The organism is Streptomyces sp. NPDC000880, assembly GCF_053599675.1.
Genome location: NZ_JBSFMS010000030.1, coordinates 49113 through 63203, shown reverse-complemented (window position 1 = coordinate 63203; position 14091 = coordinate 49113). Strand labels below are relative to the sequence as shown.

Annotated in this window: 14 protein-coding genes and 1 pseudogene; 2 read left to right on the top strand and 13 right to left on the bottom strand. The window is 70.4% G+C overall.

Translation table 11 applies throughout. The features are described 5' to 3' along the window. Positions 1-42: 42 nt before the first annotated feature. Positions 43-2568, bottom strand: a complete 2526-nt coding sequence (locus ACWDO5_RS13310) for an ATP-dependent Clp protease ATP-binding subunit (protein WP_450530397.1) — start codon at positions 2566-2568, stop codon at positions 43-45. Positions 2569-2998: 430 nt separating this feature from the next. Here ACWDO5_RS13310 and ACWDO5_RS13305 point away from each other — a divergent pair, with 430 nt between their 5' ends. Continuing rightward, a complete protein-coding gene (locus ACWDO5_RS13305; RefSeq protein ID WP_450530396.1) occupies positions 2999-3574 on the top strand; it encodes an SCO3374 family protein in 576 nt (191 codons plus the stop codon). On the opposite strand, the gene ACWDO5_RS13300 is transcribed toward ACWDO5_RS13305, so the two are convergent. From ACWDO5_RS13300 to ACWDO5_RS13255, 10 genes are all read right to left on the bottom strand, one after another. Beyond that, positions 3553-3888, bottom strand: a complete 336-nt coding sequence (locus ACWDO5_RS13300; protein ID WP_307661879.1) for a histone-like nucleoid-structuring protein Lsr2 — start codon at positions 3886-3888, stop codon at positions 3553-3555. The genes ACWDO5_RS13305 and ACWDO5_RS13300 overlap by 22 nt on opposite strands. A 143-nt stretch (positions 3889-4031) precedes the next feature. After that, positions 4032-4553 (bottom strand): amino-acid N-acetyltransferase, encoded by a 522-nt coding sequence (locus ACWDO5_RS13295; RefSeq protein WP_450530395.1) that lies wholly within the window; start codon positions 4551-4553, stop codon positions 4032-4034. Between the two features lie 9 nt (positions 4554-4562). After that, positions 4563-4982, bottom strand: coding sequence for a BlaI/MecI/CopY family transcriptional regulator (locus ACWDO5_RS13290; protein ID WP_450530394.1), 420 nt, complete (start codon positions 4980-4982; stop codon positions 4563-4565). Between the two features lie 100 nt (positions 4983-5082). Next, the gene (locus ACWDO5_RS13285; RefSeq protein WP_450530393.1) at positions 5083-5256 is read right to left on the bottom strand and encodes a hypothetical protein; all 174 of its coding nucleotides are present in this window, start codon (positions 5254-5256) and stop codon (positions 5083-5085) included. A 14-nt stretch (positions 5257-5270) separates the two neighbouring features. Continuing rightward, positions 5271-5885, bottom strand: coding sequence for a hypothetical protein (locus ACWDO5_RS13280; RefSeq protein WP_450530398.1), 615 nt, complete (start codon positions 5883-5885; stop codon positions 5271-5273). A 378-nt stretch (positions 5886-6263) separates the two neighbouring features. Then, positions 6264-7061: a type III pantothenate kinase gene (locus ACWDO5_RS13275; protein ID WP_450530392.1), complete on the bottom strand. Its 798-nt coding sequence runs from the start codon at positions 7059-7061 to the stop codon at positions 6264-6266. Further along, entirely contained in the window at positions 7061-8074 is a 1014-nt protein-coding gene (nadC, locus tag ACWDO5_RS13270; RefSeq protein WP_450530391.1) for a carboxylating nicotinate-nucleotide diphosphorylase, read from the bottom strand. Before nadC ends, ACWDO5_RS13275 begins: the two co-directional genes overlap by 1 nt. Positions 8075-8076: 2 nt before the next feature. After that, the gene (locus ACWDO5_RS13265) at positions 8077-9825 is read right to left on the bottom strand and encodes an L-aspartate oxidase (protein WP_450530390.1); all 1749 of its coding nucleotides are present in this window, start codon (positions 9823-9825) and stop codon (positions 8077-8079) included. Then, a complete protein-coding gene (gene panC, locus ACWDO5_RS13260; RefSeq protein WP_450530389.1) occupies positions 9822-10907 on the bottom strand; it encodes a pantoate--beta-alanine ligase in 1086 nt (361 codons plus the stop codon). The genes ACWDO5_RS13265 and panC overlap by 4 nt, the downstream gene beginning before the upstream one ends. Beyond that, the gene (locus ACWDO5_RS13255) at positions 10904-11824 is read right to left on the bottom strand and encodes a Rossmann-like and DUF2520 domain-containing protein (protein WP_450530388.1); all 921 of its coding nucleotides are present in this window, start codon (positions 11822-11824) and stop codon (positions 10904-10906) included. The genes panC and ACWDO5_RS13255 overlap by 4 nt, the downstream gene beginning before the upstream one ends. Before the next feature lie 140 nt (positions 11825-11964). Here ACWDO5_RS13255 and ACWDO5_RS13250 point away from each other — a divergent pair, with 140 nt between their 5' ends. Further along, entirely contained in the window at positions 11965-13122 is a 1158-nt protein-coding gene (locus ACWDO5_RS13250) for a threonine aldolase family protein (RefSeq protein WP_450530387.1), read from the top strand. Between the two features lie 126 nt (positions 13123-13248). Here ACWDO5_RS13250 and ACWDO5_RS13245 read toward each other — a convergent pair. Both ACWDO5_RS13245 and ACWDO5_RS13240 read right to left on the bottom strand, forming a co-directional pair. Beyond that, positions 13249-13395 (bottom strand): annotated as a pseudogene (locus tag ACWDO5_RS13245) (ATP-binding protein); the annotation flags it as partial. Between the two features lie 5 nt (positions 13396-13400). Beyond that, positions 13401-14072 carry a response regulator gene (locus tag ACWDO5_RS13240; protein WP_450530386.1) on the bottom strand — a complete coding sequence of 224 codons (672 nt, stop codon included), beginning with the start codon at positions 14070-14072 and terminating at the stop codon, positions 13401-13403. Positions 14073-14091: the final 19 nt, after the last annotated feature.

Sequence of the window (14091 nt, the reverse complement as noted above, 5' to 3'; positions counted from 1 at the left end):
GGGGCAGCCCCTTCAATCGCTCAGCTCAGCTCAGCGCGAGCGTCACGCGTCCTTCGACAGGTTCGGACCGGCCCCGCCGGCCGCCTGCTCGATCGGCGGGACGTCGGGCAGCGCCGACTTCTCCTCGCCGCGGAAGGTGAACTTCTTCTCCTCACCCTCGCCCTCGGTGTCCACGACCACGATGTGACCGGGGCGCAGCTCGCCGAAGAGAATCTTCTCCGACAGGATGTCCTCGATCTCGCGCTGGATCGTCCGGCGCAGCGGCCGGGCGCCCAGGACCGGGTCGTAGCCCTTCTTGGCGAGGAGCGACTTGGCCGTGGGGCTGAGCTCCAGGCCCATGTCACGGTCCTTCAGGCGCTCGTCCACCTTGGCGATCATGAGGTCGACGATCTGGATGATGTCTTCCTCGGTGAGCTGGTGGAAGACCACCGTGTCGTCGACACGGTTGAGGAACTCGGGCCGGAAGTGCTGCTTCAGCTCTTCGTTGACCTTGATCTTCATCCGCTCGTAGTTCGACTTGACGTCGCCCTGCGCCGCGAATCCCAGGTTGAAGCCCTTTGAGATGTCCCGGGTCCCGAGGTTGGTCGTCATGATGATGACCGTGTTCTTGAAGTCCACGACGCGACCCTGGGAGTCGGTCAGCCGACCGTCCTCCAGGATCTGCAGAAGGGAATTGAAGATATCGGGGTGGGCCTTCTCGACCTCGTCGAAGAGGACGACGGAGAACGGCTTCCGGCGCACCTTCTCGGTGAGCTGGCCGCCCTCTTCGTAACCCACGTATCCGGGCGGGGAACCGAAGAGCCGGGAAACCGTGTGCTTCTCGCTGAACTCCGACATGTCGAGGGAGATCAGCGCGTCCTCGTCGCCGAAGAGGAATTCGGCGAGCGTCTTGGAGAGCTCGGTCTTACCGACGCCCGACGGGCCGGCGAAGATGAACGAGCCGCCGGGGCGCTTCGGGTCCTTCAGACCCGCTCGCGTACGCCGAATGGCCTGCGAGAGCGCCTTGATGGCGTCCTTCTGCCCGATGACGCGCTTGTGGAGCTCGTCCTCCATACGGAGCAGGCGCGAGGACTCCTCCTCGGTCAGCTTGAAGACCGGAATGCCGGTCGCCGTGGCGAGGACTTCGGCGATCAGCTCGCCGTCGACCTCGGCGACGACGTCCATGTCGCCGGCCTTCCATTCCTTCTCCCGCTTGGCCTTCGCGGCAAGCAGCTGCTTCTCCTTGTCGCGGAGAGAGGCCGCCTTCTCGAAGTCCTGGGAGTCGATGGCCGACTCCTTGTCGCGGCGGACGCCCGCGATCTTCTCGTCGAACTCGCGGAGGTCCGGCGGCGCGGTCATCCGGCGGATGCGCATCCGCGATCCGGCCTCGTCGATCAGGTCGATCGCCTTGTCCGGCAGGAAGCGGTCCGAGATGTACCTGTCTGCCAGCGTCGCGGCCTGCACCAGCGCCTCATCCGTGATGGAGACGCGGTGGTGGGCCTCGTAACGGTCCCGCAGGCCCTTGAGGATCTCGATGGTGTGCGGCAGCGACGGCTCCGCGACCTGGATGGGCTGGAAGCGGCGCTCCAGCGCGGCGTCCTTCTCCAGGTGCTTGCGGTACTCGTCCAGCGTCGTGGCGCCGATGGTCTGCAGCTCGCCCCGCGCCAGCATCGGCTTGAGGATCGAGGCCGCGTCGATCGCGCCCTCGGCGGCGCCCGCACCCACCAGGGTGTGGAGCTCGTCGATGAACAGGATGATGTCGCCGCGGGTACGGATCTCCTTGAGAACCTTCTTCAGGCGCTCCTCGAAGTCACCGCGGTAGCGGGAGCCGGCGACCAGCGCGCCGAGGTCCAGGGTGTAGAGGTGCTTGTCCTTGAGGGTCTCGGGCACCTCGCCCTTGACGATGGCCTGCGCCAGGCCCTCGACGACCGCCGTCTTGCCGACGCCGGGCTCGCCGATGAGAACCGGGTTGTTCTTCGTTCGCCGGGACAGCACCTGCATGACCCGCTCGATCTCCTTCTCGCGCCCGATGACCGGGTCGAGCTTGGACTCACGAGCGGCCTGGGTGAGATTCCGGCCGAACTGGTCCAGGACGAGCGAGGTCGAGGGCGTGCCCTCGGCCGGGCCGCCTGCCGTGGCGGCTTCCTTGCCCTGGTAGCCGGAGAGCAGCTGGATGACCTGCTGCCGCACCCGATTGAGATCGGCCCCCAGCTTCACGAGGACCTGGGCGGCTACGCCCTCGCCCTCGCGGATGAGGCCGAGCAGGATGTGCTCGGTGCCGATGTAGTTGTGGCCGAGCTGGAGGGCCTCCCGGAGCGAGAGCTCCAGGACCTTCTTGGCGCGAGGGGTGAAGGGGATGTGCCCGGACGGGGCCTGCTGCCCCTGCCCGATGATCTCCTCCACCTGCTGGCGGACCGCCTCGAGCGAAATCCCGAGGCTCTCCAGGGCCTTAGCGGCGACACCCTCACCCTCGTGGATAAGGCCCAGGAGGATGTGCTCGGTGCCGATGTAGTTGTGGTTGAGCATCCGGGCTTCTTCCTGAGCCAGGACGACAACCCGCCGCGCGCGGTCGGTGAACCTCTCGAACATCGTTAATCGCTCCTCAGAGCGGTCAGAAAGATTGGGGACGATCCCCTCCCTGTCCTTCCGCAGCTTAGTCCCGCAAGCGGGGACCGCTCATTCCAACTGCCGACACCCGTCCGTGGCCTCCTGACCCCTGAACGCCGACACCTGCTCCAACCCGATAGTGCGAGACGATGTTCCCGCAGGCCAGGCAGATACCCTCACCATCACTACGCCGATGGCGAACGTGAGACGGCCAAGCAGGTGTGTCGCCCCTCCCCACTAGGAATGTCTTACCCGTAACTACTGACAGTCCATGCGGCGCGCACCGGTTCCCTCAGCTACGGGCGAACAACCTTGCGCCCCCGAATGCGCCTGCACGCCTCCGCTCGGCCACCGTGCGCAATCAAGTCTCCACTCTGCGTAACCATCCGGGCTGGTCGAGAGTTCCCGAGGTATGGCCTTCACCGTCCCGCTCCCCCGCACGCCGTCCGACGCCGGCGTCGCGCGGTGGTACGAGAACGAGCTCGGCTGGGCCGCCGACGGGTCGCCGGTGCGGCTGCGGACCGGGCTGAGCTTCGATGTGCTGGAACTGCCCGCCGACGCGGGCGCCGCTGTGCTGCGCCGGACGAAGACCACCGGGCCCGTGGCCCTCATGGGGCACAGAATGCGGCTCCTGGTGGCCACAGGCAGCGCCGCCGAGCTGCCTGGACTGCTCGACTGGCTGGAGTGGGGCGGCATCGCTCTCGATCTGACCGCCATCGGCACCGGCGGCCTGATGACCGCCCCGCCGCCGCCCGGATGCCCTGGCTCGCGGGGGGCCGCCGTATGGCTGCGACCCCCCGTGCCGGGGCGCGAGGTGGAGCCGACGCTGCCTGCATTGGCCCCTTTCGGGCGCAGTGCCGCAGCCGGTGGGGGAATCAGCCCCGATCTCGTACGGCTTGTGGACACGGCGGCGACCGAGTGCCACCGGGCCCGATTGCTACGTACGAATACACCGCGTGCGAATACTCAGCCGTTGGCCTTCTCGTAAGCCTCGCGGACTGTTGCCGGGACTCGGCCGCGGTCGTTGACCTCGAAGCCGTTCGCCTTGGCCCAGGCGCGGATTTCGGCGGTGTCCTTGTTGCCGCCCGCAGCCGCGCGACCCTTGCCACGGCCGGACGCGGCACGGCCGCCGGTACGCCGGCCGCTCTTGGCGTACGGCTCGAGCAGACCACGGAGCTTGTCCGCATTGGCGGTGGTGAGGTCGATCTCGTAGGTCTTGCCGTCCAGAGCGAACGTCACAGTCTCGTCCGCCTCGCCACCGTCGAGGTCATCGACAAGAAGGACCTGAACCTTCTGTGCCACCGGATTTCCTTTCATCGAAAATGCAGTACGCGGAAAGGAAACCGCTTTTCCCTGAAAAACACAAACCCTTGGCAGAGGTTCAGAACCTCGAGAACACGGGAAACGTGCGCGATTCGGACATAGGGATCCGCTTCAAGCGGTGATCACAGGTGCAGAAGCATCCGGCTGTTGCCCAAGGTGTTCGGCTTCACTCGTTCGAGCCCGAGGAACTCCGCGACGCCCTCGTCATAGGAACGCAGCAGCTCGCTGTAGACATCTCCGTCGACCGGAGTCTCACCGATCTCCACGAAGCCGTGCTTGCTGAAGAAGTCCACTTCAAAGGTGAGGCAAAAAACCCTGCGCACCCCCAGCCAGCGAGCCGTCCGCAGCAGCGTGTCCAGCACCTGATGGCCGATACCGGTGCCCTTGAAGGCGGGATCGACGGCGAGAGTACGCACTTCGGCGAGGTCTTCCCACATCACATGCAGTGCGCCGCAGCCGACCACCTTGGCATCCTCGTCGCGTTCCGCGACCCAGAACTCCTGGATGGCTTCGTAAAGAGTGACCGTCGCTTTGTCGAGCAGGATGCCTTCACTCACGTACGGGTCGACGAGTTGGCGGACCGACGGCACATCGCTCGTCCTGGCCCGTCTGACGGTGATGGCATTTGCTGTGGCATAAGGCATGCCCCGACGCTATCGCTCCGGGGACGTCCCGCCGTCGGCGGCCTCGCCACCCGGAACCTCGCCCGGAACGTCCCCCTGAACGAGTCGGACCGCGGCAACGAGCGCTTCACGCTGCTCGGGCGACATCATGCCGAAGAAGGCGACAAGTGCGGCCGCGGGGTTGTCACTCTTGGACCAGGCTTCGTTCATCAGTGCGGCCGAGTAGGCGGCCCGGGTGGAGACCGCCGTATATCGATAGGCGCGGCCGTCGACTTCCCGGCGGACCCAGCCCTTCTGATGGAGATTGTCCATTACGGTCATGACGGTGGTGTAGGCGATGGACCGTTCCTGCTGAAGGTCTTCGAGGACTTCCCGGACGGTGACCGGCCGGTTCCATTGCCAGACGCGTGTCATGACGGCGTCTTCCAGCTCTCCCAATTGGCGGGGCACATAACCACCATAGTGGGAGATGTCGGAATGGCTGGTTATTGACGTAACAAAAGGGACGTACGGCCGGAAATCGACCGCACGTCCCTTGGTATGCGACAGATCAGTCGTCGCGGCCGGCCTGCTTGGCGGACTGCGCGCGAGCCACGGCGGCGTCCACGATCGCATCCTCCTTGGCCTTGTTCGGGCCGCCCTGGCTCTTGACGATCGTCACGACCAGAACGGTGAAGAAGACAGCCATCACCACGGGAGGCAGGAGCGCGGATACGTAGTCCATGGCTCCCAGACTAGCTATCCGGCTGCGAGCTGTTCGGGCGGGGGCACGGGCCGGCGGCGCGGCGGGAAGACCTCGGACGGCTTCGGCACCGGCTTCTCGCCCGGCGCGGGCGGCTTGGGCTGAGGTTTCTGCTGCGGTTTCTGCTGGGGCTTCTGTTGGGGCTTCTGCTGCGACTTGGGGCCGTCGGCAGCGCGGCCACCAACAAGCGCCAGGAACCGGGCGCGAGGGGCCGGTGCGGTGGCCGCGACCTGCACCGCGCGGCCCGCCAGCCGGGCGCGCACGGACTGCTCCGCCAGCGTCTGGCAGCGGTGCAGCACGGCCGCGCCGACCGGCGTGGAGCGCAGCGTGCGCAGCGCGGCCAGGTCCTCGGGGCGTGGGTGGTAGCCGGCGGCCAGGGCATCCTGGAGGAGCTCCAGATAGCCCGCGGCGGAACCGGGGAGCGCTTCGCGGTAGCGGACGAGGTCGGCGAGGAGGAATGTACGCAGCCGGCCGGCCTCGCGTACCGCCTCGTCCACGGAATCGGCCAGACGCAGAGCGTCCTGAACGTCGTCGTCGGCAAGAGGGACGGGATGGAGGGCGATGGCGAGGGCGCGTCGGAGCACACGCAGCTCGTCTGCGCTGAAGGCCATGCCGCCGCGGGATCCGTATGGCGTGGGCATGGGCCGACGATACGTGCGACTTGGACAAAATCGGGTTAATTGGGCAAGCCCGGGCGTGGCGGCGCCTGGGGCGCGGGGTGCGGGGTGCGGGTCTTTGGGATCCGGGGTGCGCCGGTGCCGTGTGGCGCGGGTTCCGGGGCACCTCCGGGCTCGACTCCTCGGCGTCGGCGGCAAACGGGCCGTTGTATTGATCACCGGGGTTGGCCGCCGATCGCCTGCGGGGCAGGCCATGCACGGCCCCTCCCCACCCGGAGGGCGGTAGCGCGCGAGGGTTCGCCCGCGAAGCCACCCACCGGACAGCGAACCACCAACGCCCCCTGGCCACGGCCACCACGACCCGTGGAAACCTCACATGCGGGAGACGTTCCGCTCGTAGACCAGGCGCAGGCCGATCAAGGTCAGCCACGGCTCGTGCTCGTCTATCGCCGACGCCTCGCCCAGCACCATCGGGGCCAGTCCGCCGGTCGCGATCACGGTGACCTCGTCCGGGTCGTCCGCGAGCTCGACCTTCATGCGCCGTACGACGCCGTCGACCTGGCCCGCGAAGCCGTACACGATGCCGGACTGCATCGCCTCGACGGTGTTCTTGCCGATCACGCTGCGCGGGCGGGCCAGCTCGATCTTGCGGAGCTGGGCGCCCTTCACGCCGAGCGCCTCGACGGAGATCTCGATGCCCGGGGCGATCACACCGCCCGCGTACTCGCCGCGCACGCTGACCGCGTCGAAGGTCGTCGCCGTGCCGAAGTCGACGACGATCGCCGGGCCGCCGTACAGGTCGACGGCGGCGACCGCGTTGATGATGCGGTCCGCGCCGACCTCCTTGGGGTTGTCCATCAGGATCGGCACGCCCGTCTTGATGCCGGGCTCGACGAGGACCGCCGGGACGTCGCCGTAGTAGCGGCGGGTCACTTCGCGCAGCTCGTGCAGGACGGAGGGGACGGTGGAGCAGATGGCGATGCCCTCGATGCCGTCGCCCAGTTCGTCGCCGAGCAGCGGGTGCATGCCCATCAAACCCTGGAGGAGGACGGCCAGTTCGTCGGCGGTGCGGCGGGCGTCGGTGGAGATGCGCCAGTGCTCGACAATCTCCTCACCGTCGAACAGGCCGAGGACGGTGTGGGTGTTGCCGACATCGATCGTGAGCAGCATCAGACGCCTGCCTCACGCAGGTCGAGGCCGATGTCGAGGATCGGGGAGGAGTGAGTGAGCCCGCCCACCGCGAGGTAGTCGACGCCCGTCTCGGCGTAGGCGCGGGCGTTCTCGAGGGTGAGGCGGCCGGAGGATTCCAGGGCGGCGCGGCTCGCGACTATCGCGACGGCCTCCTCCGTCTCGGCCGGGGTGAAGTTGTCCAGCAGGATCAGGTCGGCGCCCGCGTCGAGGACTTCGCGTACCTGGTGGAGGGTGTCCACCTCGACCTCGATGGCGAGGTCGGGGAAGGCGTCCCGTACGGCCTTGAAGGCCTCGGCGACGCCGCCCGCCGCCACCACGTGGTTGTCCTTGACCAGGGCGGCGTCGGACAGCGACATACGGTGGTTGACGCCGCCGCCGCAGCGCACCGCGTACTTCTCCAGGGCGCGCAGGCCCGGCGTCGTCTTGCGGGTGTCGCGGACCCTGGCCTTGGTGCCTTCGAGCACGTCGGCCCAGGCGCGGGTCGCGGTCGCGATGCCGGACAGGCGGCACAGGAGGTTCAGCGCGCTGCGCTCGCCGGTGAGCAGGTCGCGGGTGTTGGTGGTGACGGACAGCAGCTTCTGTCCCGCCTCGACGCGGTCGCCGTCCTCGACGTGCCGCTCCACCTCGAACGACTCGGTGCAGACGATCGACAGGACGGCCTCGGCGACCCGCAGGCCCGCGACCGTGCCCGCCTCGCGGGCGGTGAAGTCGCCGGTGGCGACGGCATCCTCGGGGACGGTCGCCACCGTCGTCACATCCACGCCGCCGTCGAGGTCCTCCCCGAGCGCGAGGTGCGCGATGTCCTCGACCTGGACCGGGTCGAGGCCCGCGTCGGCGAGCAGCCGGGCCAGGGCGGGGTCGAGACCGCACTCGTACGCTTCGTCGTCGCCGCAGCCGCAGGCGTCTCCGCAGCCGCCCGCCTCGGTCGCGGGGGCGCCGATCTGGATCAGCGGTACGTCCACGGGACGCGGACGTTCTTCGGGCGTGCTCACGGTTACGGCTCCCTGGGGGCGTCGGGGACGGTCGGGGCGAAAGCGGTGTTCTCGGTGCGGCGAACGACGAGAGGGGGAGGTGTGACGCGAAGCGTCTCGTTGGAAGGGGGTCGGGAGACGGGCGGGCGATCGGGAGCGAGACGTACGACGAGATGGCGGCGCCAGTCGGCGTCGTCGCGTTCGGGGCGGTCCTCGCGCCAGTGGCAGCCGCGGGTCTCCTCTCGCTCAAGGGCCGCGGTGGTCAGCACGCGGGCCACGCACAGGAGGTTCGACGTCTCCCAGGAATCGACGCCGGGCTCGGCCGTCTTGCCCGAACCCTCCTGGCCGTGCACGGCGTTGCGGTGGACCCCGTCCAGCGCGGCAGCCGCGTCGGCCAGGCTGGTGGCCGAACGGAGCACGCCGGCGCCCTGCGACATGATCCGCTGGATGTCGGCCCGCGCCTCGGGGGCGATGAGCGGCAGTACGGACGGGGTGGCGGGGTCGGCGGCCGCGCCGGCCAGGAGCGGGGCGCGGGAAGCGATGTCGGCGGCGATGCGCTCGGCGAAGACCAGGCCCTCCAGAAGGGAGTTGGAGGCCAGCCGGTTCGCGCCGTGGACGCCTGTGCAGGCGACCTCGCCACAGGCGTAGAGCCCGGGCACGGTCGTGCGGCCGTGCAGGTCCGTGCGGACGCCGCCGGATGCGTAGTGGGCGGCCGGGGCGACCGGGATGGGCTCGGTGACCGGGTCGATGCCGTGGGCACGGCAGGCCGCCAGGATCGTGGGGAAGCGCTGCGCCCACATCTCGGCGCCGAAGTGGCGGGCGTCGAGGTACATGTGCGCGGCGCCCTGCTCCTGCATGCGACGCATGATGCCCTTGGCGACGATGTCGCGGGGGGCGAGCTCGGCCAGCTCGTGCTGTCCGAGCATGAAGCGGGTGCCGGATGCGTCGACGAGATGGGCGCCCTCTCCCCGTACCGCCTCGGAGACCAGCGGCTGCTGGCCCTCGGAGTCCGCGCCGAGGAAGAGCACCGTCGGGTGGAACTGCACGAATTCGAGGTCGGAGACCTCCGCTCCGGCGCGCAGCGCGAGTGCGACGCCGTCGCCGGTGGAAACGGCGGGGTTGGTGGTGGCGGAGAAGACCTGGCCCATGCCCCCGGTGGCGAGCACGACGGTGGGGGTGTGGACCGCGCCGACGCCGTCGTGCTGGCCCTCGCCCATGACGTGGAGGGTGATGCCTGCCGTACGGCCTTCGGCGTCCGTCAGCAGGTCCAGGACCAGGGCGTTCTCGATGGTGCGCAGACCGGCCGCGCGGACCGCCTCGACCAGGGCGCGGGAGATCTCGGCGCCCGTCGCGTCGCCGCCCGCGTGCGCGATACGGCGGCGGTGGTGGCCACCCTCGCGGGTGAGCTCGATCTCGCCGGCATCGGAGGTGTCGAAGTGCGCGCCTGTGGCGATCAGCCGGCGTACGGCGTCGGGGCCCTCGGTGACCAGGGTGCGTACCGCCTCCTCGTCGCACAGGCCCGCGCCTGCGACGAGGGTGTCGTCCAGGTGCTGCTCGGGGGTGTCGCCGTCGCCGAGCGCCGCGGCGATGCCGCCCTGCGCCCAGCGCGTGGAGCCGTCGTCCAGCCGGGCTTTGGTGACCACGACCGTGCTCAGCCCGGTGGCCGCGCAGCGCAGCGCGGCCGTGAGGCCGGCGACGCCGGAGCCGACCACGACGACATCGGCATCGATGGCCCAGCCGGGAGCGGGGGCGGTCAGCCGTATTCCGGTCACTTGGCGGCTCCGAAGGTCGGGGGTTCGAGGGTCGGGGGATCGGGCGTCGGCGATTCGAGGGGCGGCGATTCGAAGACCGGAGAGCCGAAGGTCAGGGGGACGTTGTCGATCAGGCGCGTCGCGCCGACCTTCGCGGCTACGGCGAGGATCGCCTCGCCGGTGTGGTCGTCGGGGACCTCGGCGAAGGTGGCCGGGTCGACCAGGGCCAGATAGTCGAGGACGAGGGGCGGCACGGCCTGCGCCGCCTCGCCGAGGACGGTACGGGCCGCGGCCCGCACGCCGTCGGCGCCGCCCGGTCCCGCCTGGGCCACCGCGTGCGCGTCGGCCGCGGCGCGCGCCTCACCGATCGCGGAGAGCGCGGCGGCGCGGGCGTGCGTGCCGGGGATGGCCTCGGCGCGGGCGTGCAGCGCCTGCTGGGCGGCGAGCCGGTCGCGAGCCGCGAACAGCGCGCCGGACAGGGCGAGCGCGGTGCGCCTCTCGGCCGCCGACAGGTAGCGGTTGCGGCTGGACAGTGCGAGGCCGTCGCTCTCGCGGACGATCGGCACGCCGACGATCTCGACCGGGAAGTTCAGGTCACGGACCATACGGCGGATCAGGGCGAGCTGCTGCGCGTCCTTCTGGCCGAAGAGGGCGACATCGGGGCGGGTGAGGTGGAGGAGCTTGGCGACGACGGTGAGCATGCCGTCGAAGTGGCCGGGGCGTGCAGCCCCTTCGAGGCGCTCGGCCATCGGGCCCGCGGCGATCCTGACCTGCGGCTCGCCGCCGGGGTAGACCTCGTCGGCGGACGGCGCGAACACCACGTCCGCGCCCGCCTGTTCGGCCGTCTTGAGATCGGCTTCGAGGGTACGGGGATAACGGTCCAGGTCCTCGCCCGCGCCGAACTGCAGCGGATTGACGAAGACCGTGACCGTCACAAAGCCGTCGGGCCCGACCTGCGCGCGGGAGGCGCGGATCAGGGAGGCGTGCCCCTCGTGGAGCGCGCCCATGGTCATCACGACGGCGGTGCGGCCGGGGGTGGTGCGGTGGTCGAGGGCGTACTGAAGCGCCTCGCGCGTCGGTACGAGTTGGAAACCGCGGCTCATCGGGGGTCCCCGTCCGCGAGGACGCCCAGCAGATCCTCCGCCGTCTCCGGTTTGAGCATGCCGTGCGCGAGCGCCCGGTCGGCAGTGGTGCGGGCCATCGCCAGATAGCCGGCGACCATGCCCGGGGCGTGCCTGCGCAACTCTGCGACGTGGGCGGCGACGGTGCCGGCATCGCCGCGGGCGACGGGTCCTGTGAGGGCCGCGTCGCCGGAGCGCAGGGCGTTGTCGAGGGCCGCGCCGAGCAGCGGGCCGAGCATCCGGTCAGGGGCGGCGACCCCCGCCGTACGCAACAGCTCCATCGCCTGCGCGACCAGCGTGACCAGGTAGTTCGCGCCGAGGGCGAGAGCCGCGTGGTAAAGCGGGCGGGCCTCCTCCTCAACCCACTCGGGCTCGCCGCCCATCTCGATGACCAGCGCCTCGGCGGCCAGCCGCAGTTCCTCCGGGGCCGTCACACCGAACGAGCAGCCCGCCAGCCGCTGGACGTCCACGCTCGTCCCCGTGAACGTCATCACCGGGTGCAGCGCGAGCGGCAGCGCGCCGGCCCGCATGGCGGGATCCAGCACCTTGGCGCCGTACCGCCCGGAGGTGTGCACAAGCAGCTGCCCGGGGCGTACCGCACCGGTCTCCACGAGTCCGTCGACCAGCGCGGGCAGCGCGTCGTCGGGGACGGTCAGCAGCACCAGTTCGGCGCGGGCGAGGACCTCTGCGGGGGTCACCAGGGGTACGTCGGGAAGGAGGGCGGCCGCCCGTCGTACGGACGCGTCCGAGACACCGGAGACGGCGACCGGCCGGTGTCCCGCCAGCTGCAGCGACGCCGCGAGGACCGGGCCGACGCGGCCGGCTCCGACGACGCCGACGGTCAGGCGGGCGGGGCGGTCCCGCGGGTCGAGCGGTTCCTGTGGTGCTGAGGCATTCACGCGGCGGGGCCTTCCGTTCCAGTCCGCGGGGGGTACCGGACGATTTCTCGTCATGCTACGCCAGCGCCTCTCGAGCCCTTCCGGTTGTCCACAGCCTGTGGGCGAAGTACGCGGCTGGCGGCGTGGGCGATGATCGGGGCATGGCTGAAGGCGAAGAGGCTGAAGTGGGCGAGCAGGACGAGCGACGGCGCAGGCTCGCCGCGTGGCGGGCCTCGCGCCGGGTGCTGTGGCGGGCCTCCGCGGACCGCCGCGTCGGGGAGCGGCTGACGGCGCTGGCGGCCGACGCGGGGACGGTCTACGACCTGGACGAGTGGACCGATGTGTACGGCAACGGGGTCGTCGCCGAGCTGGAGCAGCGGGTGGCGCAACTGCTCGGCTTCCCGGCCGCGGCGTTCTTCCCAACAGGGACGATGGCGCAGCAGGTGGCGCTGCGGTGCTGGGCGGGGCGTACCGGGAACGCGACGGTCGCGCTGCATCCGATGGCCCATCCGGAGCTGCACGAGCGGGGTGCGTTCGGGGTGGTGGGCGGGCTGCGTACGGTCCACCCGACGAGCGCGCCGCGGCTGCCGACGGCCGATGAGGTACGCGACTTCGACGAGCCCTTCGGGGCGCTGATGCTGGAACTGCCGCTTCGGGACGCGGGTTTCGTGCTGCCCACATGGGACGAGCTGGTGGCGGTCGTGGAGGCGGCGCGCTCACGCGATGCAGTGGTGCACTTCGACGGCGCGCGCCTGTGGGAGTGCGCCCCTCACTTCGGCCGCGCGCTGGACGAGATCGCGTCGCTGGCGGACAGCGTGTACGTGTCCTTCTACAAGTCCCTGGACGCCCTGTCGGGCGCGGTGCTCGCGGGCCCGCCGGAGCTGATCGACGAGGCCATCACCTGGCGCCACCGGTACGGCGGCCAGGTCTTCCAGCAGTACCCCGCTGCCCTGTCGGCGCTGCTGGGCCTGGCACGGGAGCTGCCGCGGCTGCCGTCGTACGTCGCCCACGCAAAGGTCGTCGCGGCGGCGCTGCGGGAGGGCTTCGCGGAGGCGGGCGTCCCGTGGTTCCGCATCCACCCGGAGGAGCCGCACACGCACCAGTTCCAGGTCTGGCTGGCGTCGGAGGCGGACGCGCTGAACGCGGCGGCGCTCGGCCAGTCGGAGGAGACCGGAGTGACGCTGTTCCGCAGGTGGTTCACGGACAACTGCCCGCCGGGGATCGCGGTCACGGAGGTAACGGTGGGGGCGGAGGGGCTGGAGTGGACGGGGGAGGACGTGCGGAAGGCGGTGGGGGAGTTTGTGCGGCGGGTGGGGTAGCTCCCCCGCCCCGCCCCTTCCCGGAACTGGGGATGCTCCCCAGCCCCGTGGAGGGGGAAGGGGAACGTGGGGCTGCCGGCCCCCACGTTCGCCGGGAGCGCCGGCTTCGCGGCGGGGCGCGGCCCGGCCGCGAAGCCGCGGCGGCATCGTCCGGTGCGGCCCGAAGCCGACGTGCTCCGGATCGCAGACGACGCTGCCGGGCAGCCGCCGCCGCAGCTCGTACGCGGTCTGCGTCTTGCCGCCCCCGAACGGGCCGTTGATCCACAACAGGATGCGGCTCAGCCTGCCCCGCCAGCCCGCACCAGCCCCGTCTCGTACGCCAGCACCACCACCTGCACCCGGTCCCGCAGGCCCAGCTTGGTGAGGATGCGGCCCACATGCGTCTTGACCGTGGCTTCCGAGAGCACCAGTCGGCGCGCGATCTCGCCGTTCGACAAGCCCTGCGCGACCAGCAGCATCACCTCGCGCTCCCGCTCGGTGAGCTTCTCGATCTCCTTGTGCCGCGGCTCCTTGCCGCTGCTCGGCAGCAGCGGCGAGAACCGGTCCAGCAGCCGCCGCGTCGTGGACGGCGCGACGACCGCGTCGCCGCTGTGCACGGAGCGGATCGCGCCGAGCAGTTCGCCGGGCGGCACATCCTTGAGCATGAAGCCGCTGGCGCCCGCCTTCAGCCCGGAGAAGGCGTACTCGTCCAGGTCGAAGGTCGTCAGTATCAGCACCTTCGGCGCGTCCGGCTCCGCGCAGATCCGGCGGGTCGCCTCGACGCCGTCCAGCCTCGGCATACGGACGTCCATCAGCACCACGTCCACGGCCGTGGAGCGGAGGTTCTCGATCGCCTCCGCGCCGTCGCCCGCCTCGGCGACGACCTCCATGTCCGGCTGGGCTGCGAGCACCATCCGGAATCCGGTGCGAAGCAGCACCTGATCGTCGACGAGCATCACACGGATGGACATGTCAGGAGGGTCCTTAAGT